At 74.8% G+C, this 24,361-nt stretch carries 23 protein-coding genes and 1 riboswitch; of the genes, 7 read left to right on the top strand and 16 right to left on the bottom strand.

Annotated elements, in window-relative coordinates:
- The first annotated feature begins 252 nt into the window (after nucleotides 1–252).
- Complete coding sequence (locus tag ACIQVD_RS04395) at nucleotides 253–2,340, top strand: HelD family protein (protein WP_402285957.1); 2,088 nt, start codon at nucleotides 253–255, stop codon at nucleotides 2,338–2,340.
- Nucleotides 2,341–2,417: 77 nt separating this feature from the next.
- Here the strand turns inward: ACIQVD_RS04395 and ACIQVD_RS04390 are convergent, their stop codons facing one another.
- The 5 genes from ACIQVD_RS04390 to ACIQVD_RS04370 all read right to left on the bottom strand — a co-directional run bounded on the left by ACIQVD_RS04390 (nucleotide 2,418) and on the right by ACIQVD_RS04370 (nucleotide 8,071).
- Nucleotides 2,418–3,104 carry a copper homeostasis protein CutC gene (locus ACIQVD_RS04390; protein ID WP_400682494.1) on the bottom strand — a complete coding sequence of 229 codons (687 nt, stop codon included), beginning with the start codon at nucleotides 3,102–3,104 and terminating at the stop codon, nucleotides 2,418–2,420.
- A gap of 113 nt (nucleotides 3,105–3,217) precedes the next feature.
- Nucleotides 3,218–4,219: a hypothetical protein gene (locus tag ACIQVD_RS04385; RefSeq protein ID WP_402285954.1), complete on the bottom strand. Its 1,002-nt coding sequence runs from the start codon at nucleotides 4,217–4,219 to the stop codon at nucleotides 3,218–3,220.
- The gene (locus tag ACIQVD_RS04380) at nucleotides 4,216–4,560 is read right to left on the bottom strand and encodes a PadR family transcriptional regulator (RefSeq protein WP_402285951.1); all 345 of its coding nucleotides are present in this window, start codon (nucleotides 4,558–4,560) and stop codon (nucleotides 4,216–4,218) included. The genes ACIQVD_RS04385 and ACIQVD_RS04380 overlap by 4 nt, the downstream gene beginning before the upstream one ends.
- Before the next feature lie 107 nt (nucleotides 4,561–4,667).
- Nucleotides 4,668–7,373: an FtsX-like permease family protein gene (locus ACIQVD_RS04375; RefSeq protein ID WP_402285949.1), complete on the bottom strand. Its 2,706-nt coding sequence runs from the start codon at nucleotides 7,371–7,373 to the stop codon at nucleotides 4,668–4,670.
- Nucleotides 7,370–8,071, bottom strand: coding sequence for an ABC transporter ATP-binding protein (locus ACIQVD_RS04370; RefSeq protein WP_400682498.1), 702 nt, complete (start codon nucleotides 8,069–8,071; stop codon nucleotides 7,370–7,372). Before ACIQVD_RS04370 ends, ACIQVD_RS04375 begins: the two co-directional genes overlap by 4 nt.
- Before the next feature lie 164 nt (nucleotides 8,072–8,235).
- Between ACIQVD_RS04370 and ACIQVD_RS04365 the strand changes: the two genes are divergently transcribed.
- Nucleotides 8,236–8,865, top strand: coding sequence for a hypothetical protein (locus ACIQVD_RS04365; RefSeq protein WP_402285946.1), 630 nt, complete (start codon nucleotides 8,236–8,238; stop codon nucleotides 8,863–8,865).
- A gap of 29 nt (nucleotides 8,866–8,894) precedes the next feature.
- On the opposite strand, the gene ACIQVD_RS04360 is transcribed toward ACIQVD_RS04365, so the two are convergent.
- The 7 genes from ACIQVD_RS04360 to thrC form a co-directional block, all read right to left on the bottom strand.
- Nucleotides 8,895–9,182 (bottom strand): DUF4031 domain-containing protein, encoded by a 288-nt coding sequence (locus tag ACIQVD_RS04360; protein WP_402285945.1) that lies wholly within the window; start codon nucleotides 9,180–9,182, stop codon nucleotides 8,895–8,897.
- Nucleotides 9,179–9,541, bottom strand: coding sequence for a hypothetical protein (locus ACIQVD_RS04355; protein ID WP_100836809.1), 363 nt, complete (start codon nucleotides 9,539–9,541; stop codon nucleotides 9,179–9,181). The genes ACIQVD_RS04360 and ACIQVD_RS04355 overlap by 4 nt, the downstream gene beginning before the upstream one ends.
- 22 nt (nucleotides 9,542–9,563) lie before the next feature.
- A complete protein-coding gene (locus ACIQVD_RS04350) occupies nucleotides 9,564–10,145 on the bottom strand; it encodes a Uma2 family endonuclease (RefSeq protein WP_400682501.1) in 582 nt (193 codons plus the stop codon).
- Between the two features lie 196 nt (nucleotides 10,146–10,341).
- Nucleotides 10,342–11,964: a chaperonin GroEL gene (gene groL, locus ACIQVD_RS04345; protein ID WP_100836811.1), complete on the bottom strand. Its 1,623-nt coding sequence runs from the start codon at nucleotides 11,962–11,964 to the stop codon at nucleotides 10,342–10,344.
- Nucleotides 11,965–12,287: 323 nt separating this feature from the next.
- Nucleotides 12,288–12,494 carry a cold-shock protein gene (locus ACIQVD_RS04340; protein ID WP_014137493.1) on the bottom strand — a complete coding sequence of 69 codons (207 nt, stop codon included), beginning with the start codon at nucleotides 12,492–12,494 and terminating at the stop codon, nucleotides 12,288–12,290.
- 560 nt (nucleotides 12,495–13,054) lie between these two features.
- On the bottom strand, nucleotides 13,055–13,333 hold the full coding sequence (locus tag ACIQVD_RS04335) for a MoaD/ThiS family protein (RefSeq protein WP_111554793.1): 279 nt from the start codon (nucleotides 13,331–13,333) through the stop codon (nucleotides 13,055–13,057).
- Nucleotides 13,334–13,373: 40 nt separating this feature from the next.
- Entirely contained in the window at nucleotides 13,374–14,654 is a 1,281-nt protein-coding gene (thrC, locus tag ACIQVD_RS04330; protein WP_199846992.1) for a threonine synthase, read from the bottom strand.
- Nucleotides 14,655–14,671: 17 nt separating this feature from the next.
- A riboswitch (SAM riboswitch) is annotated at nucleotides 14,672–14,799 on the bottom strand.
- A gap of 148 nt (nucleotides 14,800–14,947) precedes the next feature.
- Between thrC and ACIQVD_RS04325 the strand changes: the two genes are divergently transcribed.
- Together ACIQVD_RS04325 and ACIQVD_RS04320 are read left to right on the top strand one after the other, a co-directional pair.
- Nucleotides 14,948–15,946, top strand: coding sequence for a glucosyl-3-phosphoglycerate synthase (locus ACIQVD_RS04325; protein ID WP_100836814.1), 999 nt, complete (start codon nucleotides 14,948–14,950; stop codon nucleotides 15,944–15,946).
- Between the two features lie 107 nt (nucleotides 15,947–16,053).
- On the top strand, nucleotides 16,054–17,520 hold the full coding sequence (locus ACIQVD_RS04320) for a trehalose-6-phosphate synthase (RefSeq protein WP_400682502.1): 1,467 nt from the start codon (nucleotides 16,054–16,056) through the stop codon (nucleotides 17,518–17,520).
- Between the two features lie 81 nt (nucleotides 17,521–17,601).
- On the opposite strand, the gene otsB is transcribed toward ACIQVD_RS04320, so the two are convergent.
- From otsB to ACIQVD_RS04300, 4 genes are all read right to left on the bottom strand, one after another.
- Complete coding sequence (gene otsB / locus ACIQVD_RS04315) at nucleotides 17,602–18,447, bottom strand: trehalose-phosphatase (protein WP_400682503.1); 846 nt, start codon at nucleotides 18,445–18,447, stop codon at nucleotides 17,602–17,604.
- A 46-nt stretch (nucleotides 18,448–18,493) separates the two neighbouring features.
- Nucleotides 18,494–18,724 carry a DUF3263 domain-containing protein gene (locus ACIQVD_RS04310; RefSeq protein WP_400682505.1) on the bottom strand — a complete coding sequence of 77 codons (231 nt, stop codon included), beginning with the start codon at nucleotides 18,722–18,724 and terminating at the stop codon, nucleotides 18,494–18,496.
- Nucleotides 18,725–18,749: 25 nt separating this feature from the next.
- The gene (locus ACIQVD_RS04305; protein WP_400682507.1) at nucleotides 18,750–20,012 is read right to left on the bottom strand and encodes an extracellular solute-binding protein; all 1,263 of its coding nucleotides are present in this window, start codon (nucleotides 20,010–20,012) and stop codon (nucleotides 18,750–18,752) included.
- A 184-nt stretch (nucleotides 20,013–20,196) separates the two neighbouring features.
- Entirely contained in the window at nucleotides 20,197–20,985 is a 789-nt protein-coding gene (locus ACIQVD_RS04300; RefSeq protein WP_400682508.1) for a DeoR/GlpR family DNA-binding transcription regulator, read from the bottom strand.
- 168 nt (nucleotides 20,986–21,153) lie between these two features.
- Between ACIQVD_RS04300 and ACIQVD_RS04295 the strand changes: the two genes are divergently transcribed.
- The 3 genes from ACIQVD_RS04295 to nagA all read left to right on the top strand — a co-directional run bounded on the left by ACIQVD_RS04295 (nucleotide 21,154) and on the right by nagA (nucleotide 24,339).
- Entirely contained in the window at nucleotides 21,154–22,077 is a 924-nt protein-coding gene (locus ACIQVD_RS04295; RefSeq protein ID WP_400682509.1) for an SIS domain-containing protein, read from the top strand.
- Between the two features lie 157 nt (nucleotides 22,078–22,234).
- The gene (locus ACIQVD_RS04290; protein ID WP_400682511.1) at nucleotides 22,235–23,167 is read left to right on the top strand and encodes an ROK family protein; all 933 of its coding nucleotides are present in this window, start codon (nucleotides 22,235–22,237) and stop codon (nucleotides 23,165–23,167) included.
- A complete protein-coding gene (gene nagA, locus ACIQVD_RS04285) occupies nucleotides 23,164–24,339 on the top strand; it encodes an N-acetylglucosamine-6-phosphate deacetylase (protein WP_400682512.1) in 1,176 nt (391 codons plus the stop codon). The genes ACIQVD_RS04290 and nagA overlap by 4 nt, the downstream gene beginning before the upstream one ends.
- The last annotated feature ends 22 nt before the right edge of the window (nucleotides 24,340–24,361 follow it).

Here is a 24,361-nt window from a genome sequence, read left to right as displayed (position 1 = left end):
GCGTCTCGTCCCCGGGGTGTACGTCCCCCTACCCCGGTACCGGGGACTCCCCCGGGGGACGGGCCCGGAAAAGGATTCGCACCCGGTGGGCACCGGGTCTAGGATCGTCCGTCTGCCCCTCCCGAACCGTGGTGCCAGCGCCTCCGGCAGCCGTGGGAGTGCCGGCCGCTCGGGAACCGGCCGGTGTCCTTTCACCGTGAGCCCAGACGAGTCCGCCGCCCCCCTTCTGCCGGGCGGCCGGGAAGGTCCGCCGTGCACTCCCCCACCCCCACCGACACGCTCGCCGCCGACACCGATCCGCTCGGCCGCGAACGCTCCCACCTGGCCGCCTCCCGGGCCGCGCTGAAGGCGATGCGCGAGGACGTCGAGGCGCTCGACCTGCGCGACGTGGCGGGCACCTGGGTCTCCGCCCAGGTGCTGCAGCGGCAGGTCGACGAGCGGATCAAGGCGCTGGCCGACCTCGCGCACACCCCGCTGTTCTTCGGCCGCCTCGACTACCTGCACGCGATCAGCGCGTCCGAGTCCGAGGGCGGCGGCGGCGAGCGCTTCTACATCGGCCGCCGGCACGTGCACGACGCCGACGGCGACCCGATGGTGATCGACTGGCGCGCCCCGGTCTCCCAGCCGTTCTACCGGGCCAGCCGCACCGAGCCGATGGACGTCGCCAAGCGCCGCCGGTTCGGCTACACCGGCGGCGAGCTGACCGCCTACGAGGACGAGAACCTCTCCGACCCGGACGAGGCCGACACCCGCTCCGCGCTGCTCGCCGCCGAGATCGAGAAGCCCCGCGTCGGCCCGATGCGCGACATCGTCGCCACCATCCAGCCCGAGCAGGACGAGATCGTCCGCGCCGACGTCACCGGCACCATCTGCGTCCAGGGCGCCCCCGGCACCGGGAAGACCGCCGTCGGCCTGCACCGCGTCGCCTACCTGCTGTACGCGCACCGCGAGCGCCTGGCCCGCACCGGCACCCTGGTGGTCGGCCCGAACCGCTCCTTCCTCCGGTACATCGAGCAGGTGCTGCCCGCCCTCGGCGAGCTGGACGTCGCCCAGGCCACCGTGCAGGAGCTGGTCGGCCACGTCGAGGTCCGCGGCGCCGACAGCGCCGGCACCGCCCGGATCAAGGGCGACGCCCGGATGGCCCGCGTCCTGCGCAACGCGGTGCGGGCCGGCATCACGCTGCCCACCGAGCCCTGCGTGGTCGTCCGCGGCTCCCGCCGCTGGCGGGTTCCCGCGTACGAACTGGAGGAGATCGTCCGGGAGTTGATGGCCCGGGAGATCCGCTACGGGGCCGCCCTGGAGGCGCTGCCGCAGCGGATCGCGCACGCCGTGCTGGTGAAGATGGAGCAGGGCGGCGAGGCCCCGGACGACCGGGTGCAGGACGCCGTCGCCCGCAACGCGGCGGTCAAGGCCACCGTCAAGGCGTGCTGGCCCGCCGTCGACCCGGTCAAGCTGGTGCACCGGCTGCTCGGCGACGCCGACTTCCTGGCCGCCGCGGCGGACGGCGTGCTGGACGCCGGTGAGCAGGCCGCCCTGCTCTGGGCCAAGCCCCCGCGCTCCGCCCGCACCGCGCCCTGGTCCGCCGCCGACGCCGTGCTGATCGACGAGGCCGCCGACCTGGTGCACCGCACCCCCTCGCTCGGCCACGTGGTCGTCGACGAGGCCCAGGACCTCTCCCCCATGCAGTACCGGGCGGTCGGCCGCCGCTGCACCACCGGCTCGGCGACCGTCCTCGGCGACCTCGCCCAGGGCACCACCCCGTGGGCCACCGGCAGTTGGCCGGAGGCCCTGCACCACCTCGGCAAGGACGGCGCGCACGTCGAGGAGCTGACCCAGGGCTTCCGCGTCCCCGGCGAGGTGATCGCCTACGCCTCCCGGCTGCTCCCCGCGATCGCCCCCGGCCTGGCCCCCGCCACCTCGGTCCGCGACCTGCCCGGCTCGCTCGCCCTCCGGCACGTCCCGGACGGGCCGGAGGGGCTGGACGGGCTGGACGCGGCCGTCCTGGCCGCCTGCCGCACGGCGCTCGGCCACGAGGGCTCGGTCGGCCTGATCGCCGCGGACGCCCGCGTCCCGGCGCTCGCCGCGGCGCTCACCGCCGCGGGGCTGCCCTTCCTCGACCCCGGCACCGAGACCACCGCCGAGGCCCGCCTCACCCTCGTCCCGGCCTCGCTCGCCAAGGGCCTCGAGTACGACCACGTGGTCCTCGACGAACCCGCCGCGATCGTCGCGGGCGAGCCCGACCACCGCACCGGCCTGCGCCGCCTCTACGTCTCGCTGACCCGCGCGGTCTCCGGCCTGACGGTGCTGCACGCACAGCCGCTGCCGGCCGAACTGGCCTAGCGGTCAGGGGCGCAGGGAGAACCGCCGCACCCGCCGCAGCGCGGTCAGGGGCGCGGTTACCCCGCGCCCCTACCGGCTCAGGTGCCGATGAGCTCGCGCCACTGCGCGACCTTCGCCGGGTCGACCGCGCCCGCCCAGCCGCCCTCGCGGGCCGCGCCGCCGATGTGGAAGGCGTCGAAGCCCGCGGCGCGCAGCTCGGGGACGTGCTCGGCGCGCAGGCCGCCGCCGACCAGGATCCGCTGGCGGTAGCCGGGCTCGCCGGACTTGGCGAGTTCGCCGAGCAGGACCTCGCGGCCGGCGTCGACGCCGCCGGCCGCGCCGGAGGTGAGGAAGGTGTCGAGGCCGGGGAGGTCGGCGACGGCGGCGCGGACCTCGGAGCGGTCGGCGCTGTGGTCGATCGCCCGGTGGAAGGTCCAGCGGCAGCCGGAGACGGCCTCGGCGACGGCCCGGGTCGCGGTGAGGTCGACCGCGCCGTCGGGGGTGAGGAAGCCGAGCACGAACTCCTCGGCGCCCTCGGCCCGCAGCGCGGCGGTGCGGGCGAGCAGGTCGTCGAGGTCGCCGGGGGTGAAGCCGTCGCGGATGCGGAGCATGACCCGCAGCGGGAGGTCGACGGCGGCGCGGATCGCGGCGAAGTCCCTGGTGGTGGGGGTGAGCCCGTCGGCGGCCATGTCGGTGACCAGTTCGAGGCGGTCGGCGCCGCCCGACTCGGCGGCCCGGGCGTCCTGGGGGGTCAGCGCGATGACTTCGAACATTGGTCTAGACATATCGGATAGCCTGCCACATCGGCAGGCGGCGGGCGAGCCCCCGCCGCCGTTCGGCCCCGCTTCTCCCGCCGATCGCGTTCCGGCCGCGCCCCGTTGGCGCACCGTTCGTCCCGCTAGGAGAGTTCCGCCCGGCCGCCGGGACCGTCCAGGCCGTCCAGGCCGTCCGGACCGTTCCGTTCCTCCCGGGCCGCCCGGCCGGCCGACAGCGCCTGTCCGGTGAGCAGCAGCCCGAGCGCGCCGGCCGCCGCCAGCGGTGCCAGCCGCCACATTCCGCCGACCTGCTCCCAGAGGCTGAACAGGCTGAACCAGGCGGTCAACGGCAGGACGGCCAGGCCGATCGCCGCGGGCAGCAGCCGCTCGCGGGCGGCGCACAGGATCAGCAGCAGCGGGGCGAGCAGGAGCAGCAGCGGCATCCACCCGTCCATCAGGTGCCAGGTGTCGTAGCCGCCCTGAGCCCTCGTCACCAGCAGCCCGGCGCCCGCCCCGGCCGCGACCAGCAGGCGGCTGGGCCGTTCCAGCAGGTCGGCGGGGGCGGCGAGGAGCAGCGCGCCCGCGGCGAGGTAGGGCAGCAGGGCGGTGGCGTCCAGGAGCAGCACCCAGGTGGTGGGGGCGGTGAACGCCGCGACCGCGAGCCGGACGGCGGCGAGCAGGGCGACGGTCGCGGCCAGCGTCCGGACCGCCCGCCAGGCGCCGAACGCCGCGGCGGCGGCCAGCAGTACGGGGACGACGGCCAGGCCCAACAGGGCGAGGTTGTCGGGCAGTTGCCGCCAGGGGGCGTCGAACCCGGCCCGGGCGGCGGCCGGCACCCGCCAGAAGCGCACGTCGCCGGGGAGCGCGAGGAGCCCGAACAGGGTGCCGGCCAGCAGCGGCGCGGCGGCGGCCAGCAGCCGGCCGCCGCGCGCGGTGGAGGTGAGGCCGGTGCGCAGCCGCAGGCCGTAGGCGGCGAGGTCGAACGCCTCGCGGGCGGTGGCCAGCCGCCCGGCCCCGGCGGTGGTGTCGGCGAACACCTCGGCGAGTTCGGCGCCCCGGTCGCGGCGGTAGCGGGCGGGGTACAGCGCGAGGACGGTGCGCAGGGCGACACCGGCCCGGTGCCCGCCGGGGACGACGGCGCTCACGCGGTGGCCCCCCGGGGTGCGGCGGCGCCGCCGAGGCGGCGCTGGGCCTCGGCGGCGACGGAGCGCAGGCGCTCGGCCTCGGCGGCGAGCAGGTCGCGCCCGCCGTCGGTGAGCGCGTACGTGCGGCGGGCCCGGCCGTCGACGATCTCCTCGGCGGCGACCGCGATCAGGCCCTGCTGGAGCAGCCGGTCGAGCGCGCCGTACAGGGTGCCGGTGCGCATCCGCACCCGCCCCCCGGAGATCGCGTCGATCTCCTGGATCAGCGCGTACCCGTGCCGGGGGGCGTCCGCGAGGGCGGTGAGCAGCAGCAGGGTGGGTTCCTGCATGGCGCGTTCAGTCATACGACTACATATATCGCCAACCGTACTATCCGCGCCACCCGCGCCCGGCGCCCCGCCTCACACCCGCGCCCGGTGCCCCGCCTCACACCCGCGCCCGGTGCCCCGCCTCACCCCCGCCACCCGGTGAGGTCGTCCCGGCGCAGCGCGCCGAGCAGCCCGGCCAGCAGCGGCAGGCCCAGGGCGAGCAGCGCGACGGTCGTCCACGGCACGTCGGCCAGGCTCACCGCCGGACCGCCCGGCACCCCGGCGGCCCGGGAGCGCAGCAGGGCGAACGCCGGGACGAAGCCGCTGACGGTGCCGAGCAGCGCGCCGAGCAGGGCGATCAGCCCGGCCTGCAGCCCGGCGACGGTGCGCCGGGTGCGCGGGCGGGCTCCGATCGCGGAGAGCAGCGCGCGCTCGCGGCGGGCGTCGGCGGCGGCCAGCGCGGTGGAGACCACGGCCGCGCCGAGCACCACCAGGGCGGCGAAGCCGGTGAGCGCGAGCCGCACCGTGCTGTCCTGCGGCACGAAGCCGCGCTCCACCCCGAACTCCGCGTGCGGGGCGAGCCGGGCCACGGTGGCGGCGGCGCGCTGCTCGGCCCGCTCGCCGACCGGCGCGGACGGCAGCCAGACCGCCCCGGCGGGCTCGACGGTCAGGCCCAGCCGGCGGATCGTGTCGGGGGCGACCAGCACCGGCGTGTAGCGCTGCGCGGCCGGACGCTCGACCAGCACCGCGTCGAGCCGCACCTCGGTGACCTGCTGCCCGTTGCCCTGCATCCGCAGCACGACCCGGCCGTCGTGCAGGTAGGACGGGTCGGTGACCACGGCCTTCCCGCCGAGCAGCGCGTCCTGCGCGCGCTGGTCGCGCAGCGCCAGCAGGTTGTGCAGCGCCGCGGTGTCGCCGACCACCAGCGGGCGGCCGATGTCGCCCGCGTCGTAGCGCGAGGGCCCGCCCGCGGCGTACACCAGGCCCTTGCAGCCCTCGCAGAACACGTACTGCGCCTGGTAGAGGTCGGCGCGCTCGCCGAGGTCCGGCAGGTCCTGCGGCAGGGCGGCCCGCAGTGGGGACATCGCCTGCTCGTCGCCGTGCAGGACGAGCCGGACGGCGCCGACCGGCTGCTCCAGCCGGTAGGCGGCCCGGTCCTGGACCTCCGCGCCGGTCGTGTGCACGCCGACCGCGACCGCCCCGGCGACGGCGGCGAGCACGGCGGCCACCGCGGGCGCGGTGCGGGAGCGGTGCCGGGCGGCGTCGCGCAGCGCCAGCCGGGGGCCGACCGGCAGTCGGCGGGAGAGCCGGCCGAGCAGCGCGAGCAGCAGCGGGGTGAACAGCAGCAGGCCGAGTTCGGCGAGCACCGCGCCGCCCAGCACGGACAGCGTGCGCACGCTCAGCCCGGCCAGCACCGGCGGTCCGGCGACCTGTCCGGCCACCGCCCCGTACAGCGCCAGCGCGGCGCCCAGCAGGACGGCGGCCAGGCCCAGCAGCGGCGTCCGGCGGGAGGCCCGGCGCACCGGGTCGCGGTCGGTCAGCCCGGCCAGCACCTCGCGGCGGCCGGCCTGGAGCGCGGGCAGCAGGGCCGCCAGCACGGCGGTGAGGACGCCGACGGCGGCGATCGGCAGCAGTTCGGCCGGACGCAGCGCCAGCTGTCCGAACCGGCTGCCGCCCCACTCCTCCAGCCGGGGGCGCAGCACGGCCACCAGGAGCGCGCCGAGCACGCCGCCGGCCGCCGCGCCGACCGCGCCGAGCACCAGGCCGCCGCCGAGCACCACGGCCCGCACGTGGCCGGGGCGGCCGCCGGCCGCGCCCAGCAGGGCGAGTTGGCGGCGGGCCCGGCGGGCGCCGACGGCGAACGCCGGGCCGGCCAGCAGGGCGACCTCCAGCAGCGCCATCGCGGCGGTGGTGGCGGCGGTCATCAGGGTGCGTTCGCGTTCGTCCCGGGCGCCGACGGCCTCCTGCCGCGCCAGCGCCTCGGCGGGCGGGTGGGCGGCGACCTGGCGGCTGGTCAGGGTGTAGCCGTACCGGTTGAGTTCGCGCACCTGCTCCCAGCTGAGCGCGGCCCCGGCGGGCAGGGTGACCAGCCAGGCGGCCTTGCGGGCGGCGGCCTGCTCGGCGGACGGGGTCTGCGGGGCGAGCCCGGCGGCCACCTGCGCCTCGTCCAGCTGCCGGTACAACTCGCCGGGGCGGGCGACCAGTTCGGAGGCGTTCAGGTCGCCGGGGTGCTCGACGGTGCCGGTCAGGGTGAACGGGGTGGACTCCAGGCCGCGGACGGTGACGGTGTCGCCGATCCGCAGGCCGGTGGTCTCCAGGAAGGCCCGGGTGGCGGCGGCCTCGTGCGGGGCGGCGGGGGCCCGGCCGGAGACCAGGTCGATCCGGCCCTGCCAGAGCCGTCCGGTCAGGTCGGCCTCGAAGGTGTCGACGGGGGCCAGGCCGTCCCGGCTCCGCACGGCGGCGACCGGGCCGGTGCGGGCCGGGGTCAGGGTGCTGCCGGGCGGCAGCAACTCGCTCAGCAGGGCGGCCGGTTCGGTGCTCGCGGCGCGCTGCTGCTCGGCTCCGGGCGGGGCGTCCGGGCGCTGCGGCAGGGTGCGGACCCCGTCGCCGGGGAAGACCGCCTGCTCGATCGTCCGGCCCGGGTCGTACGCGCCGACCAGGGCGTCGGCCCGGCCCATCAGCCGGTCGGAGCGCTCGGCGGCGGTCAGCTGCCCGCTGCGGTGCACCACGTCCACGCCGGTCGCGCCGAGCACCGGCAGCGCGATCATCGCGGCGACCAGGGCGCTGCGGCCCTTGGCCCGCCAGGCGTCGCGGCGGGCCATCCGCAGCACCGCGCGCAGGGCGCTCACCGGCGCACCGCCTCTTCGGCGACCCGGCCGTCGCGCAGGAAGACCACCCGGTCCGCCCAGGCGGCGTGGCTCGCGTCGTGGGTGACCATCATGACGGCCGCCCCGGCGTCGCAGCGGGTCCGCAGCACCTCCAGCACCGCCTCGCCGGTCGCCGAGTCCAGCGCGCCGGTCGGCTCGTCGGCCAGCACCAGCCGCCGGTCGCCGGAGAGCGCCCGGCCGATCGCGACCCGCTGCTGCTGGCCGCCGGACATGTCCTCCGGGAAGCGGTCGGCCAGTTCGGCGACGCCCAGTTCGGCGAGCACCTCCAGCGCCTCGGCGCGGGCGGTGCGGGCCGGGACGCCCTCCAGCTCGCGCGGCAGCGCGATGTTCTCGGCCGCCGTCAGGGACGGGATCAGGTTGTACGACTGGAACACGTAGCCCACCGAGCGGCGGCGCACGTCGGCCAGCTTCGCCCGGCTCAGCCCCGCCAGCGGGGCGCCCTCCACCAGCACCCGCCCGCTGGACGGCCGGTCCAGGCCGCCGGCCAGCGCCAGCAGGGTGGACTTGCCCGAGCCGGACGGGCCCATCACGGCCAGGAACTCCCCGGCCCGCACCTCCAGGTCGATCGGGTGCAGCGCGTGCACCTCGGCCGCGCCCCGGCCGTGCACCCGGCCGACCCCCTCCAGGCGCAGCACGGCCTGCGCGTTCGATCCGGTCATGGCTCCCCCTCGGAACAGCGGAACGTCTTGCATACCGAGTATGTATAGCGGCCGGACGGCGATGACTCAAGTCTGCGTCATAAGTCGGTGAACTACATATAAGCTGGGTCACATCCGCCCACCGCGACCGGGACGGCCCCGACCGGGGGAGCACAATGGCCGCCATGACCGCACCGCTGTCCGCGCGCTGGCACGACCTGCTCACCCGCTGCGGAGCCACCGCCGACCCCGAGCCCTACGCCCGCGACCTGCTCGCCCGCTGGGCCGAGCCGCAGCGCCGCTACCACACCACCACCCACCTGCAAGCCGTCCTCGACCGCGTCGACGAACTCGCCGCCCACGCCGACGACCCCGACGCCGTCCGCCTCGCCGCCTGGTTCCACGACGCCGTCTACCGCCCCGACCGCTCCGAGAACGAGGAACGCAGCGCCGCCCTCGCCTGCCGCGCCCTGCGCGAGGCCGGCCTGCCCGAACCCCTGGTCCACGAGGTCGATCGCCTGGTCCGGCTCACCGCCGACCACCACCCCGCCCCCGGCGACCGCAACGGCGAAGTCCTCTGCGACGCCGACCTCGCCGTCCTCGGCGGCCCGCCCGAGGCGTACGCCGCCTACGCCGCCGCCGTCCGCGACGAGTACTCCTTCGTCCCCCCGGACGCCTTCCGCGCGGGCCGCGCCGCGATCCTGCGCCAGCTCCTCGCGCTCCCCGCCCTCTACCGCACCCCCGAGGCCCGCGCCCGCTGCGACGCCCCGGCCCGCCGCAACCTGCACGCGGAACTCGCCGACCTCGAACGCTGACCCGCCCCGCACCGGTGCGGCACCGGACGCTAGCCGCGCGCCCTCCGCACCCGCAGCCCCGCCGCCGTCAGCCGGGCCACCAGCTCCCGGCTCCGCACCGGCGCCGCGCCCGGCACCGGCGCCCGCTCGCACCAGGCCGCCGGGGTGTCGAAGGGGGTCCCCCCGGCCGGAGGCCGGGGGAGGTCGCGGTCGAAGCCCTCCGCGGGGGCGCCCGACTCGGCCGCGAAGGCGTGCGGTTCCACCAACGGGACGTCACCGGCCAGGTGCGGCCACCGCCTGCCGCGGCCGGGCCGCTCCGGCGGGTCGACCAGGATCACACCAGCCCCCCGACCGGGGCCACCACCACGCCGCGCTTGCCGCACACCCAGTGCGGGTCCGGCCCCAGCTCGGGCTCGACCCCGAGCGCGTGCGGGTCGTCCTCCTCCACCGCGCACGCGGTGCACAGCGGCCACCGCCCGTACGACTCCAACAGCGCGTCCTGCACGTCCTGCGCGATCAGCCCGAGCACGAACTCCCGCCCGTCCGGCCACTGTTCGAGCCACCAGCGGCGGTGCGTCACGGCGTCCTCCACCAACGAGACGATCGCCGCGTCGGCGACGTCCCGGGCGGTGAGGTCGGCGAGGATCAGCGCCCGCGCGTTGTGCAGGGCGGTTTCGAGGTCGGGACTACTGGCCATCCGCCCATTGTCCCGCACCCGGCTACGGCACCGGGAAGCCCGCCGTGTCCAGCTCGATCCCGAACGGCTCGGGCAACTCGACCGGCTTGCCGAACGGCACCCGCACGCTCTGCCCGTACGCGCCGTCGGAGGGCTCGGAGTAGAGCGTCACCGTCGGCCCCGGCTGGTCGAAGCGGTCGATCAGCAGGTAGAGCGGGACGGGCGCGTGCGCGTAGCCCCAGAGCTTCTTCGTCCGGTCCTGCCGGGCCGTGCTGCGCGAGGTGATCTCGACGGCCAGCAGGACGTCCGACGCGTCGATCGGCACGTTGTCCTCCCCGGCGAGGAGCGTCTCGTCCACCACGACCAGGTCGGGGATGTACAGCTTCTCCAGCCTGGCGATCTGCGTTCCGAGCGTCTGGTAGACGCCGACCTCGTCGGACAGGTGCCGCACGAGGGCCCGGTGGATCTTCTCGGCGATGCGGTTGTGCTGATTGTCCGGCGGTGGCACCAACTGGATCCGGCCTCCCTCGATCTCGGTGCGCCAGCCCTCGGGGGCGTCCAGCTCCCGCCAGGTGTCCAGCAGGTAGGACCACTGCTGGTCCGACTCGACCGCCATGACCGCCATCGTCGGCCTCCCCTCTTCCTCATGACGCTGTTCGCCCTCAAGGTAGTCGGGCCCGAAGCCGCCGAAACCGTCCATGGCCCCAGCGTCCCACGAAGGGGTGACCCCGGCGAGAACGCCGTGAGGGCGGCCTCCCGAAGGAGGCCGCCCTCACGGCGTGAGACTGACCGATCCGGGCCGGTGGGAACCGGCGGGCGGATCAGAAGTCCATGTCACCGCCCGGCATGCCGCCGCCGGCGGCCGCGGCGGCCTTCTCCGGCTTGTCGGCGATGACGGCCTCGGTGGTGAGGAAGAGCGCCGCGATGGAGGCGGCGTTCTGCAGGGCGGAGCGGGTGACCTTGGCGGGGTCGATGATGCCGGAGGCGATCAGGTCGACGTACTCGTTGGTCGCGGCGTTCAGGCCGTGGCCGGCGGGCAGGTTGCGGACCTTCTCGACCACGACGCCGCCCTCGAGGCCGGCGTTGGTCGCGATCTGCTTGATCGGGGCCTCCAGGGCCACGCGGACGATGTTGGCACCGGTGGCCTCGTCGCCCTCCAGCTCCAGCTTCTCGAACGCGACACCGGCCTGGAGCAGGGCGACGCCACCACCGGCGACGATGCCCTCCTCGACGGCGGCCTTGGCGTTGCGCACCGCGTCCTCGATGCGGTGCTTGCGCTCCTTGAGCTCGACCTCGGTCGCGGCGCCGGCCTTGATGACGGCCACGCCGCCCGCGAGCTTCGCCAGGCGCTCCTGGAGCTTCTCGCGGTCGTAGTCCGAGTCGGAGTTCTCGATCTCGGCGCGGATCTGGTTGACCCGGCCGGCGACCTGGTCGCTGTCGCCGCCGCCGTCGACGATGGTGGTCTCGTCCTTGGTGATGACGACCTTGCGGGCGGTGCCCAGCAGGTCCAGGCCGGCGTTCTCGAGCTTGAGGCCGACCTCCTCGGAGATCACGGTGCCGCCGGTCAGGATGGCGATGTCGCCGAGCATGGCCTTGCGGCGGTCGCCGAAGCCCGGGGCCTTGACGGCGACGGACTTGAAGGTGCCGCGGATCTTGTTCACGACCAGGGTGGAGAGGGCCTCGCCCTCGACGTCCTCGGCGATGATGACGAGCGGCTTGCCGCTCTGCATGACCTTCTCCAGCAGCGGGAGGAGGTCCTTGACCGAGGAGATCTTGGAGTTGGCGATGAGGATGTACGGGTCCTCGAAGCTCGCCTCCATGCGCTCCAGGTCGGTGGCGAAGTAGGCGGAGATGTAGCCCTTGTCGAAGCGCATGCCCTCGGTGAGCTCGAGCTCAAGGCCGAAGGTGTTGCTCTCCTCGACGGTGATGACGCCTTCCTTGCCGACCTTGTCCATGGCCTCGGCGATGAGCTCGCCGATCTGGGTGTCGGCGGCCGAGATGGAGGCGGTGGAGGCGATCTGCTCCTTGGTCTCCACGTCCTTGGCCTGGGCCAGCAGCTGGTCGGAGACGGCGGCGACGGCCTTCTCGATGCCGCGCTTGAGGGCCATCGGGTTGGCGCCGGCGGCGACGTTGCGCAGACCCTCGCGGACGAGCGCCTGGGCCAGCACGGTGGCGGTGGTGGTGCCGTCACCCGCGACGTCGTCGGTCTTCTTGGCGACCTCCTTGACCAGCTCGGCGCCGATCTTCTCGTACGGGTCCTCGAGCTCGATCTCCTTGGCGATGGAGACACCGTCGTTGGTGATCGTGGGGGCGCCCCACTTCTTCTCCAGGACGACGTTGCGACCCTTGGGGCCGAGCGTGACCTTCACGGCGTCGGCAAGCTGGTTCATGCCACGCTCAAGGCCGCGGCGGGCTTCCTCGTCAAAGGCGATGATCTTGGCCATCAGAAGTGGTCCTCCGGGACACGGTCGACTGCTCGGACCAAGGGGTGCCCGCGACGGACGGCCCAGGAGAGCGGGGGTCCCTTCCCCTACCGCTTCCGGGGCCTCACCGGCCCGGTCCGTTTGTCACTCTCACGCTGTGAGTGCTAACGCCAATGATTAGCACTCTGGGGTGGCGAGTGCAAGCCCATTCGGCCCCCGCCGACCGCCCCGCCGGGAAACCCGCTGGTGGCCCGGGCGGCCCCGGAAAGCCCGCGGGCCCGCCCCGGACGCGTCGCGTCGGGGGCGGGCCCGCGGTTTCGGTGCGTGCGGGTCTGCCGGGGCCGTCAGGCGCCGGCGGCGCGGACCATGTCGGCCTGCGGACCCTTCTGACCCTGCGAGATCTCGAACTCGACCCGCTGGCCCTCTTCCAGGGTGCGGTAGCCGTCCATCTGGATCGCGCTGTAGTGGACGAACACGTCCGCTCCACCGTCGACCGCGATGAAGCCGTAGCCCTTCTCGGCGTTGAACCACTTGACGGTGCCCTGAGCCATTCCGAACTCCCCTTGTGCTGTGCTGGGCCCTTCAGAGATCCGCAGGACGCGGACCCGGAGGTCTGGAAGACCGGCCTGGGGACTCCCCCCCGTACGGCGCAGCCTCTGTCGCGGCTGAATGTATCCGGATATGCGCCCTCTGCAACAGGCCCAATTTCCGGGGAAACCCGCCACCCGGCGGGGGATGTCCCGGGCGAAAGGCGCATCCGCCGACAATTGCGGCGGGACATAACGGACGCGTCACCGCAAAACGCCGGAACAATTCTGACGGCGGCCTGACAGAAGGCGGGGAAAGCCGCCCGGCGCACGTCTCGGGGCGCGGGACGGGAGGCGGCCCGGCCGGGCGGGGCGCGGTGCGGTAATCGAGGATTGAACCGGGCCGGGGAGGGGAACGGCCCTGCCCGGCACTCTACTCCCCGGGCCCCGGCGGAATTCCGGCGGCCCGCCGGACGGGAGAACCGCAGGTGCGCGGCCCATTGGCCGCGGTACGCACGGAGCCGCCGCCCGGTCCGGGTAATTGAATTCCGGACCGGGCGGCGGCTGCGGGAATGCGGGCCGGGTCAGCAGCCGCCGGCCACCGCCGGAATGATCGACACCGAGGCGCCGTCCTTGATCTCGGTCTCCAGGCCCTCGGCGAAGCGCACGTCGTCGTCGTTCACGTACACGTTGACGAAGCGGCGCAGCTTGCCGCCGTCGTCCAGCAGCCGGGCGGCGATGCCGGCGTGGTTCGCCTCCAGGTCCGCGATGACGGCGGCCAGGGTGGCGCCCTCGGCGGTCACCTCGGCGGCGCCGCCGGTGTAGGTGCGCAGGATGGTCGGGATGCGGACGGTGGCGCTCATGCGGTGCTCCTCGGGGCGTGGGGTGTCCTACGGCTGGGGGTCAGGCGGTGGCGAGGCCGGCGGCGCGGAAGGACTCCAGCGTCGGGCGGATCACGGCGGTCATGCCGGCGTCGGCGACCGCGTCGAGGGTCTTGAGGCCGTCGCCGGTGTTGATCGCGACGGTCTCCTTGGACGGGTCGAGCAGGCCGTTCTCGACCAGCTTCTTCAGCACGCCGACGGTGACGCCGCCCGCGGTCTCGGCGAAGATCCCCTCGGTGCGGGCGAGCAGCTTGATCGCCTCGACCACCTCGGCGTCGGTGACGTCCTCGACCGCGCCGCCGGTGCGGCGGGCGATGTCCAGCACGTACGGGCCGTCGGCCGGGTTGCCGATCGCCAGCGACTTGGCGATGGTGTCCGGCTTGACCGGCTTGATCACGTCGCGGCCGGCCTTGAAGGCCGCGGAGACCGGGGAGCACCCCTCGGCCTGGGCGCCGAAGATCTTGTAGGGCTTGTCCTCGACCAGGCCGAGCTTGATCAGCTCCTGCAGGCCCTTGTCGATCTTGGTGAGCTGGGAGCCGGAGGCGATCGGGATGACGATCTGGTCGGGCAGCCGCCAGCCGAGCTGCTCGCAGATCTCGAACGCCAGGGTCTTGGAGCCCTCGCCGTAGTACGGGCGCAGGTTGACGTTCACGAAGCCCCAGCCCTCGCCGGCCGGGTCGCCGATCAGCTCGGAGCAGAAGCGGTTCACGTCGTCGTAGTTGCCGTCGATGCCGACCAGCTCGCCGCCGTACACCCCGGCCATCACGACCTTGCCCTGCTCCAGGTCGTGCGGGATGAACACGCAGGACTTGAAGCCGGCCCGGGCGGCGGCGGCGCCCACCGCGCCGGCCAGGTTGCCGGTGGAGGAGCAGGAGAGCGTGGTGAACTCGAAGGCCCGGGCGGCCTCGATCGCGCAGGCCACCACCCGGTCCTTGAAGGAGTGGGTCGGGTTGCCCGAGTCGTCCTTGACGTGCAGCTGCGCGGTGAAGCCCAGCTCGCGGCCCAGGTTGTCGGCCTTGACCAGCGGGGTCCAGCCCGGGTTCAGGTTCGGCTTGCCGGCCACGTCGGCCGGGACGGGCAGCAGCGGGGCGTAGCGCCAGATCGACGCCGGGCCGGCCTCGATCCGCTTGCGCAGCTCCTCGGCGTCGTAGCCCGTGTAGTCGTAGGCGATCTCCAGCGGGCCGAAACACTCGGGACAGGCGAAGTCCGGGCCGAGCGGGGAGCGCGCACCGCACTCGCGACAGGACAGCGCGGTCGCCGGACCGAGGTCGACGGTGGTGGGTGCGGCGGTGTCAACAGCCATGGTGGCGAGGCCCTTTCTCCTCATCTTCCCCGGATCGCGGTCGCGTCCGGGACGGAATTGGCACCTGTCCCGCCGGGCCTGCAGGCCGCGCGGGAGGGTTGCCGGGACTTCAACGGGCCGTTCCCTCAGTCCCTCTGGATGAGCTCTGTGAAGTTGTGGTCGTACGCTGCGAGCGACCCCCGGGTGCGAAGGCGCGATCGCGATACCAAGACTGTATCCGAAGGCCCGCTCGGACCGACCCCCGCGTCCGACACCCGAGACGAACCGAGACGAACCGAGACAGGGAGCGAGACGTGCCGGAGCAGCCCGAGCCCGGGGTACTGCCGGAGGTGGCCGACTGGCTGCGCCGCCGTTCGTGGACGGCCGCCGACCGGCCGCTCGACCTGCTGCTGGCCGCCAAGCGCGCCGCCGGGGCGGCCGGCACGGTGAGCGTGGTGCTGCCCGCGCTGGACGAGGAGTCCACCGTCGGCGAGATCGTCGCCGCGATCCGGGCCGAGCTGGTCGAGCGCGTCCCCCTGGTGGACGAGCTGGTGGTGGTCGACTCCGGCTCGCGGGACGGCACCGCCGCCGCCGCGGCCGCGGCCGGCGCCCGGGTGGTGCACCGCGACGCGCTGCTGCCCCGGCTGCCCGCCGAGCCCGGCAAGGGCGAGGTGCTGTGGCGCTCGCTGCTCGCCACCAGCGGCGCGATCGTCTGCTTCGTCGACGCCGACCTGCGCGAGTTCGACCCGGCGTTCGTCTCCGGCATCATCGGCCCGCTGCTCACCGACCCCGGCCTGCACCTGGTCAAGGCCATGTACGACCGGCCGTTCGAGGCCGACGGCGCCGTCGTCCCGGCCGGCGGCGGCCGGGTCACCGAACTGGTCGCCCGCCCGCTGCTCAGCCTGCACTGGCCGCAGCTCGCGGGCTTCGTCCAGCCGCTCGGCGGCGAGTACGCGGCCCGCCGCGGCCTGCTGGAGCGGCTGCCCTTCCCGACCGGCTACGGCGTCGAGCTCGGCCTGCTGGTGGACGCCCTGGAGCTGGCCGGGCTGGACGCGCTGGCCCAGGTCGACGTGGGCGTGCGGCACCACCGGCACCAGGACGGCCAGGCCCTCGGCCGGATGGCCGCCACCATCTACCGCACCGCCCTGGAGCGGCTGGACCGCGCCCACCGCCTCAAGGCCGACCCCGACCTGGTCCGCCCGCTGCTCACCCAGTACACCCGCACCCCGGCCGGCTTCACCCCCCGCACCCACCCCGTCCCGGCCACCGAACGCCCCCCGATGGCCACCGTCCCCGAGTACCGCGACCGCTGACCGCCCGGCCCCGGGCGGCGCGGTCCGGCGGCCCCGCCCCCACTGTTCACCTGCCGCGGACCGCGCCGAGTGGTTTGGTCCGGTGATCGCACGGCAAGGTTGGCTGTATGGCCGATCACGTGTCCGAACGCTCCCAGCAGTCCGGAGCCGCCCCGATCCTGGTGGCCTCCAACCGCGGCCCGGTGTCCTTCCGCACGGAGGACGACGGCGCGCTGACCCTCCGCAGAGGCGGCGGCGGCCTGGTCTCCGGGCTCTCCGCCATCGACGACCCGAACGCGGTCTGGGTCTGCGCCGCGCTCTCCGACGCCGACCGCACCGCCGCCCGGCAGGCCCCCGACGGGCGCCTCGACCGGGCCGGCCACGACGTCGGCGGACAGGCCGTCCGGATGCTGGACATCGATCCGGAGACCTTCGCCCGCGCCTACAACGGCGTCGCCAACTCCACCCTCTGGTTCGTCCACCACCTGCTCTACCAGACGCCCGTGCAGCCCGCCTTCGACGCCGACTTCCGCACCGAGTGGGACGCCTACCGGGCGTACAACACCGCCTTCGCCGAGGCGCTCGCCGCCGAGGCCGCCCCCGGCGCGGCCGTCCTGGTGCAGGACTACCACCTCTCGCTGGCCCCCGCGCTGCTCCGGGAACTCCGCCCCGACCTGCGGATCGGCCACTTCTCGCACACCCCCTGGGCCCCGCCGGACTACTACCGGCTGCTGCCCGACGACGTCGCCGCCGCCGTCCTGGAGGGCATCCTCGGCGCCGACCGGGCCGCCTTCCTCACCCGCCGCTGGGCGCTCGCCTTCGCCGACTGCTGCGAGGCCCTGCTCGGCGCGCGCGTCGACCGCGAGGCACTCACCGTCACGCACGGCGGCCGCACCACCCGGCTGGGCGTGCACGGCCTCGGGGCCGACGGCGAGTTCCTGCGCGAACGCGCCCACCGGCCCGACGTCGACGAGCGCCTCGCCGCCCTGCGCGCGGCCGTCGGCGACCGGCGCACCATCGTCCGGGTCGACCGCACCGAGCTCAGCAAGAACATCGTCCGCGGCCTGCTCGCCTACCGGCACCTGCTGCGCACCCGCCCCGAGTGGCTGGGCAACGTCGTCCACATCGCCTTCGCCTACCCCTCGCGCACCGACCTCGCCGAGTACCGCGACTACACCGCCGCCGTGCGGCGCGTCGCCGAGGAGGTCAACGCCGAGTTCGGCACCGGCGACTGGCAGCCGGTCCTGCTGCACGTCGACGACGACTTCCCGCGCTCGCTGGCCGCCTACCGGCTCGCCGACGTCGCCCTGGTCAACCCGATCCGCGACGGCATGAACCTGGTCGCCAAGGAGGTCCCGGTCGTCTCGGACCGGGGCTGCGCCCTCGTGCTGTCCCGCGAGGCCGGCGCCCACGCGGAGCTCGCCGAGGACGCGATCACCGTCAACCCGTTCGACGTGGTCGCCACCGCCGACGCCCTCGCCGAGGCGCTCGCCATGCCCGCCGCCGAACGCGCCGACCGCACCGAGCGCCTGGCCGCCGCGGCCACCGCCCTGCCGCCCCAGCAGTGGTTCCTGGACCAGCTCAAGGCGCTCTGAACGCACGACCTGAACCGCACGGCGCACGCGGAACCGGGGGCGCGCGGGAGGACCGCCGCGCCCCCGTCGGTGCGCGCCCCGCTACCGCAGCAGCTCGGTGAGCCCGTTCAGCAGGTCGACGATCCCGGCCGGCCCCGCCACCACCAGGTCGGCGCGCTCGGCGAGTTCGGCGACCGGCGGTTCGCCGGTGACGGGCCCGCTGCACACCAGCAGGCCGGGGTGGCCGGCCGCGCGGCGGGCGGCGACCTCCGCGTAGGCGGCGAGGTCGCCGAGGTCGTCGCCGGCGAAGAGGACCGGGCCCGCGTCCCGCTCGGCCAGGAAGCCGCGCAGGGCGACCCCCTTGTCGATCCCCGGCGGGCGCAGTTCGACGACCATCCGGCCGGGCTCGACGACCAGCCCGTGCCGCCGCGCCAGCTCGCCGAGCGGGCCGCGCAGCCGCTCCAGCAGCGCGTCCGGCTCGGGGGCGCGCCGGGTGTGGACGGCCAGCGCGCGCTCCTTGTCCTCCACGAAGGTGCCCTCGGGCGCGCCCAGCTCCCGCAGCAGCGAGGGGAGTTCGTCCCGGACGGCGGCCACCCCGGGCGGGGGCGGGGCGGCGGTGACGGCGTCGGTGCGGGCGTCCCAGCGTTCGGCGCCGTAGTGGCCGAGGACGGTGAGCTGCTCCAGTCCGGGGGCGGCGGCGAAGCCGCCGTAGGCGGCGGCGGTCGCGGCCGGGCGCCCGGTGACCACGACGACCGCGCCGATCAGCGGGGCGAGCGCGGAGAGGGCGGGCACGACGCCCGGATGGGCGCGGGCCCGCTCGGGGTCGGCGACGATCGGGGCGAGCGTGCCGTCGAAGTCGAGCCCCACCACGGCGGACTTCGGGTCGGCGAGCAGGCCCGCCAGTCCGGTCCGCCCTGCCTCGGTCGTGATCTGTTCGGCGATTCCCATGCCCCGACGCTACCCGCCGGCAGGGGTCGGCAGCCCTCCCGCGGGCTCACTGCCGGGCGTCGCGCCGCGCCTGCCGGACCCGGCGCAGCCGGTTGACCAGGACCGGGTCGTGGGCGAGCGCCTCGGTCCGGTCGAGCAGGGCGTTGAGCAGCTGGTAGTAGCGGGTGGCGGAGATGCCGAGCTCCTGCCGGATCGCCTGCTCCTTGGCGCCGGCGGTCCGCCACCCGCGGGCTTCCAGGGCGAGCACCGCCCGGTCGCGTTCGGTCAGTTCGGCCATGCGTCCAGGCTATGCCCCGGGACCGTCAGCCCTGGCGGGCCTTGGCCGCCTCCGCGACGGCGGTGGTCTGGAGCTCGCCGAGCACCTGCTCGCCGCCGGACTTCACGGCCTTGCCCATCTGCTGCTTGATCATGCTGCTGACCTTGTCCCAGGACGGGTCGCCGTAGGGGTAGAAGCTGGCGGTGGGCAGGTTCTGCAGGAACTGCGCGAGGTCCTGGTGGGCGGGGTTGGCGGACATGTCGTCGAGGGTGTCCTGGGTGACCGGGAGCAGGTTGTACTCCTCGTCGAAGGCCAGGGTGTTCTGCTTGGAGAGGGTGAAGTTCAGGAACTTCTTGATCTCCGCCCGGTGCCCGTTGGCCTTGAAGGCCATCAGCCAGTCGGCCACGCCGAAGGCGACCTCCTTGACCTCCTTGCTCCGGCGCGGGACCGCGGCGGTGCCGTACTGGACGCCGGCGTCGGTCGCGGCCTTGATCAGCCCGGGGTGGCCGTTGAGCATGGCGACCTCGCCCTTGGCGAAGGCGGCGAAGGCGTCCTTCCGGTTGACCTGGCCGGGGTCGTCGTAGGTCAGGCCCCGGTCGACCAGGTTGGTGCGCAGCCACTTGAAGGTGTCGCGGTTCTGCTGGCTGTCGATGGTGTAGTTGCCGACGCTGTCGGAGAGTTCGCCGCCGCCGCTCATCGTCCAGATCATCGACTCGGCCTGGGCCTCCTCGGGTCCGAGCGGCAGCGCGTAGGGGGTGACGCCCGGGACCTTGCTCTTGATCAGGTCGGCGTCCTTGCGCAGGTCGTCCCAGGTGACGGGCGGGGCGGTGATGCCGGCCTTCTCGAAGATGGTCTTGTTGTAGACGAACACCCGGCTGGAGGAGATGAACGGGATGCCGTACTGGCTGCCGAGCACCTGGCCGGCCTTGCTGAACGAGCTCAGCAGGTTGGCCTGGGCCTCCATGGAGAGCACGTCGCCGACGGGGTAGAGCCGGTCGGCGGCGACCTGGTCGGCGAAGCCGCCGGTCTGCACGATGTCGGGGGTCCTCCCCTTGGCGATCAGGTCGGCGACGTGCTTGTCGATGTCGTCCCAGGAGACCACGTCGACGTGCACCTTGACGCCGGAGTTGGCGGCCTCGAAGTCCCGGGCCACCTTGTTCCAGTAGACGCTGCTGCTGTTGGAGGCGTCGGTGCCGTAGTCGGCCGCGACCAGGTCGAGCGTCACGTCGCCCCCGCCGGACAGGACGCCGCAGCCGGCCAGCAGCAGGCATCCGACGAGGGGCAGGGGGAGCAGCGCTGATCGCTTCACGGGGGTACCGCCTTCAGGAGGGTGACAGCGGCGACCCTGGCAGCTACCGCGCGCAGTGGTCCAGACCTGTAGGGACGGAAGTTATCGAAGTGTCAGATCCCGTTGCGCCCCGCGCAACGCCGGTGCCCCCACCGTCCGGTATCCGGACGGCGGGGCCGCCGACGTGCGCGGGCCGCCCGGGCGTTCAGGCCGTCAGGACGGCGATCCCGGCGTCGGCGAAGGCGTCCGCCAGCTCCTGCGGCACCTGGCTGTCGGTGACCAGGGTGTCGACCGCCTCCAGCCCGCAGATCCGGGCGAAGGCGCGGTGGCCCAGCTTGGAGGAGTCGGCGGCCACCACCACCCGCCGGGCCCGCTCGGCGAGCAGCCGGTTGACCGCCGCCTCGCCCTCGTGGTGGGCGGTCGCACCGTGCTCGGTGTCGAGCCCGTCCACGCCCAGCACCGCGGTGTCCAGGGCGAGTTCGCCGAGCACCTGGGCCGCCAGCGGGCCGATCAGCTCGTACGACTGGGGGCGGGCGACGCCGCCGGTGACCACGATCTTCACCTGCGGACGGACCGTCAGCTCGTTGGCGATGTTGAGCGCGTTGGTGACCACGGTGAGGCTCTGGCCGCCCTCGGGGTGCTCGGCCAGGTCGGGCCGGACGGCCAGCGCCCGGGCCACCTCGGTGGTGGTGGTGCCGCCGTTGAGGCCGACCACCTCGCCGGGGGCGATCAGGCCGGCCACCAGGGAGCCGATCCGCTGCTTGGCGTCGGCGTTGCGGGCGGTCTTGTAGCGCAGCGGCAGGTCGTAGGAGACGCTGTGCGCCACTGCGCCGCCGCGGGTGCGGGTGAGCATCTGCTGGCGGGCCAGCTGGTCGAGGTCGCGGCGGATGGTCGCGGCCGAGACGTCCAGCGCGTCGGCCGCCTCCTCGACGTCCAGCTTGCCGTGCTCGGCCAGCAACTCCAGTAGCGCGTTCCACCGTTCGTACCTCGACACCGTCCGCTCCTCCCGCACTCGCCCGCACGCTCCGCGCACGGTCGGGAAAGCTTTGCACACCTCGCCCCCCTCCCACTCATTGTAAAATCATGCTCGAAACGGCTATAAATCAATCAGCTTTGCGCACTCAATGCGCAGTCCAGCCGGCCGCCGAAGGAGTCCGCACCCATGTCGCAGTACCTGTCCCTGACCGACGAAGAGATCGCCACCCAGCCCGAGAACTGGCGCGCCGCCGCGGCGCTGGCGGCGAGCGGCCCGGCCGGCCTGCCGCGGCGCGGCGAGCGGGTGGCCGTGGTGGGCTGCGGCACCTCCTGGTTCATGGCCCAGGCGTACGCCGCCCTGCGCGAGGCCGGCGGCCACGGCGAGACCGACGCCTTCGCCGCCTCCGAGTTCCCGCACCGGCGCCGCTACGACCGGGTGCTGGCGATCACCCGCTCCGGCACCACCACCGAGGTGCTGCGGCTGCTGGCCGCCACCGGCCTGCCGAGCACCGCGATCACCGCCTGCGTGGACCAGCCGGTGGCGGCGACCGCCGACCACCTGGTCGACCTGGGCTTCGCCGACGAGCGCTCGGTGGTGCAGACCCGCTTCGCCACCACCGTGCTGGCCCTGCTCCGGGCCCACCTGGAGTGCGAGGACGCCCTCCCGGCCGGGGTCGCCCCGGTCGACCGGGCCGCCGCGGACGCCGAGCGGGCGGTGGCCTGGCAGGTGCCGCGGGAGCTGGTGGAGCTGGAGCAGGTCTCCTTCCTCGGCGCGGGCTGGACCAACGGCCTGGCCCAGGAGGCCGGGCTGAAGATGCGCGAGGCCGCGCTCGCCTGGACCGAGGCGTACCCGGCGATGGAGTACCGGCACGGCCCGATCTCGATCACCGCCCCGGGCCGGGCCGCCTGGATGTTCGGCGCGCTGCCCGCGGGCCTGGCGGACGAGGTCGGCGCGGTCGGCGGCCGGCTGGTGGCCGACTCCGGAGCGGACGGCCTGGACCCGCTGGCCGACCTGGTCCGGGTGCACCGGCTGGCCGTCGCGCTGGCCGGGCACCGCGGCCTGAACCCGGACGAGCCGCGCAACCTGACCCGCTCGATCGTGCTCGGCTGACCCCGGCCCGGCCCCCGCCGACCGCACCGCGGGTCACGGCCCCGACACGCAAACCCCCCAGGAGACGGCAAAGAGCGATAAACCTCACCTCTCAGGACCAGAGCAATCGAGCAACTGGACTAGACCTCTTAGACCCGGCCAAGGGAAACTGTCCCCCGTGAAGCACGTCATCGCACTCGATGTAGGCGGCACCGGCATGAAGGCCGCGCTGGTCGCCCAGGACGGCTCCGTGCTGTTCGAAGCACGCCGACCGACCGGGCGGGAGCACGGCCCCGACGCCGTCGTCGCCACCATCCTCGACTTCGCCGCCGACCTGGCGCGGGAGGGCCGCACCCGGTTCGGTGCCGCCCCCCTCGCGGCGGGCGTCGCCGTGCCGGGGACGATCGACGAGGGGAACGGGATCGCGGTCTTCTCCGCCAACCTCGGCTGGCGGGACCTGCCGATGCGCAAGCTGCTCGGCGAGCGCCTCGGCGGCATCCCGGTCGCCCTCGGCCACGACGTCCGCTCCGGCGGCCTCGCCGAGGGCCGGATCGGCGCCGGGCGGGGGGTCGACCGCTTCCTGTTCATCGCGCTGGGCACCGGCATCGCCGGGGCGATCGGCATCCACGGCACCATCGAGGCCGGCGCCCACGGCTACGGCGGCGAGATCGGCCACGTGGTGGTCCGCCCCGGCGGCCCGCAGTGCGGCTGCGGCGCCCGCGGCTGCCTGGAGACCCTGGCCTCGGCCTCCGCGGTCTCCCGGGCCTGGGCCGCCGCCAGCGGCGACCCGGAGGCCGACGCCGCCGCCTGCGCGAGCGCCGTCGACGCCGGCGACCCGCGGGCGGTCGAGGTCTGGCAGGAGGCGGTGGACGCGCTCGCCGACGGCATCGTGCTGGCCCAGAGCCTGCTCGACCCGTCCACGGTGATCGTCGGCGGCGGGCTGGCCGAGGCGGGCGACACGCTCTTCACGCCGCTGCGCGCCGCGGTGACCGAGCGCCTGACCTTCCAGATGCCCCCCGAGGTCGTTCCGGCCATGCTCAAAGACACCGCCGCGTCCCTGGGCGCCGGCTTGCTCGCCTGGGATCTGCTCTCCATGGAGGTGACCGCGTGACCGCGGACCGTACTGCACTGGCCGGAGCCCGACTGGTCCTGCCCGGCGGCGTGATCGACGCCGGCCGGCTCTCCGTCGGGGGCACCCGCATCGCGGGCCTCGGCGGCGAGGCGGAACCGGACGACCTCGACCTCACCGGGTACACCGTCGTCCCCGGCTTCGTCGACCTGCACGTGCACGGCGGCGGCGGCGCCTCGTACGCCTCCGGGATCGCCGAGGAGGCGCTCACCGCCGCCCGCACGCACCTGGAGCACGGCACCACCACGACGATGGCCTCCACCGTCACCGGCGAGATCGACGAGGTCTGCCGCCAGGCGGCGGTGCTCTCCGAACTCGTCGAGGACGGCGTCCTGGCCGGCATCCACTTCGAGGGCCCGTTCATCTCGCACAACCGGTGCGGCGCCCACCGCCCCGACCTGCTGCGCGACCCGGACCCGGCGCTGGTGCGCAAGCTCGCCGACGCGGGCCGCGGCCACACGAAGATGTTCACCCTGGCCCCGGAGCTGCCCGGCGGCCTGGAGTCGGTGCGGATGCTGTCCGACCTCGGCATCATCGCCGCCGTCGGCCACACCGACTCCGACTACGAGGTCACCCTGCGGGCGATCGACGCCGGCGCCACCGTCGCCACCCACCTGTTCAACGCGATGCCGGGCATCCAGCACCGCGCCCCCGGCCCGATCGTCGCCCTGCTGGAGGACGAGCGGGTCACCGTCGAGCTGGTCAACGACGGCGTCCACCTGCACCCCTCGGTGGTCGAGCTGGCCTACGGCACGGCCGGCGCCGACCGCGTCGCGCTGATCACCGACGCGATGGGCGCGGCCGGCATGGGCGACGGCCTGTACCCGCTCGGCCCGCTCCAGGTCCGGGTCGAGGACGGCGTGGCCCGGCTGGTCGAGGGCGGCTCCATCGCGGGCTCCACCCTCACCCTGGACGTCGCCTTCCGGCGCGCCGTCACCGTCCTCGGCCTGTCCCTGAACCAGGCCGTCACCTCGCTGTCCACCGTCCCCGCCCGGCTGCTCGGCCTGGGCGACACCATCGGCACCCTGGAGGCCGGAAAGAACGCCGACCTGGTCGTCCTCGACTCCGACAGCCACGAACTCGTCGCGGTGATGCGCCGCGGCGAGTGGATCGTCGGCGCGGACCGCTTCGCCCGGGCCGGCAATCCGGCCTGACCCGGCGCCGCCCCTCCGGCGG

The organism is Kitasatospora sp. NPDC090308 (genome assembly GCF_044769485.1).
Taxonomy (GTDB): Bacteria; Actinomycetota; Actinomycetes; order Streptomycetales; family Streptomycetaceae; genus Kitasatospora; species Kitasatospora fiedleri.
This window is presented reverse-complemented; position numbering and strand designations above follow the sequence as displayed.

Coding starts and splice junctions, on each gene's coding strand:
- ACIQVD_RS04390 (WP_400682494.1), bottom strand. CDS start 3,104: ATGTCTAGACCAATGTTCGAAGTCATCGCGCTGACCCCCCAGGACGCC.
- ACIQVD_RS04335 (WP_111554793.1), bottom strand. CDS start 13,333: ATGAGCGCCACCGTCCGCATCCCGACCATCCTGCGCACCTACACCGGC.
- ACIQVD_RS04320 (WP_400682502.1), top strand. CDS start 16,054: ATGGCCGATCACGTGTCCGAACGCTCCCAGCAGTCCGGAGCCGCCCCG.
- ACIQVD_RS04310 (WP_400682505.1), bottom strand. CDS start 18,724: ATGGCCGAACTGACCGAACGCGACCGGGCGGTGCTCGCCCTGGAAGCC.
- ACIQVD_RS04295 (WP_400682509.1), top strand. CDS start 21,154: ATGTCGCAGTACCTGTCCCTGACCGACGAAGAGATCGCCACCCAGCCC.
- ACIQVD_RS04350 (WP_400682501.1), bottom strand. CDS start 10,145: ATGGCGGTCATGGCGGTCGAGTCGGACCAGCAGTGGTCCTACCTGCTG.
- ACIQVD_RS04355 (WP_100836809.1), bottom strand. CDS start 9,541: ATGGCCAGTAGTCCCGACCTCGAAACCGCCCTGCACAACGCGCGGGCG.
- otsB (WP_400682503.1), bottom strand. CDS start 18,447: ATGGGAATCGCCGAACAGATCACGACCGAGGCAGGGCGGACCGGACTG.
- groL (WP_100836811.1), bottom strand. CDS start 11,964: ATGGCCAAGATCATCGCCTTTGACGAGGAAGCCCGCCGCGGCCTTGAG.
- ACIQVD_RS04380 (WP_402285951.1), bottom strand. CDS start 4,560: ATGACTGAACGCGCCATGCAGGAACCCACCCTGCTGCTGCTCACCGCC.
- thrC (WP_199846992.1), bottom strand. CDS start 14,654: ATGGCTGTTGACACCGCCGCACCCACCACCGTCGACCTCGGTCCGGCG.
- ACIQVD_RS04365 (WP_402285946.1), top strand. CDS start 8,236: ATGACCGCACCGCTGTCCGCGCGCTGGCACGACCTGCTCACCCGCTGC.
- ACIQVD_RS04370 (WP_400682498.1), bottom strand. CDS start 8,071: ATGACCGGATCGAACGCGCAGGCCGTGCTGCGCCTGGAGGGGGTCGGC.
- ACIQVD_RS04340 (WP_014137493.1), bottom strand. CDS start 12,494: ATGGCTCAGGGCACCGTCAAGTGGTTCAACGCCGAGAAGGGCTACGGC.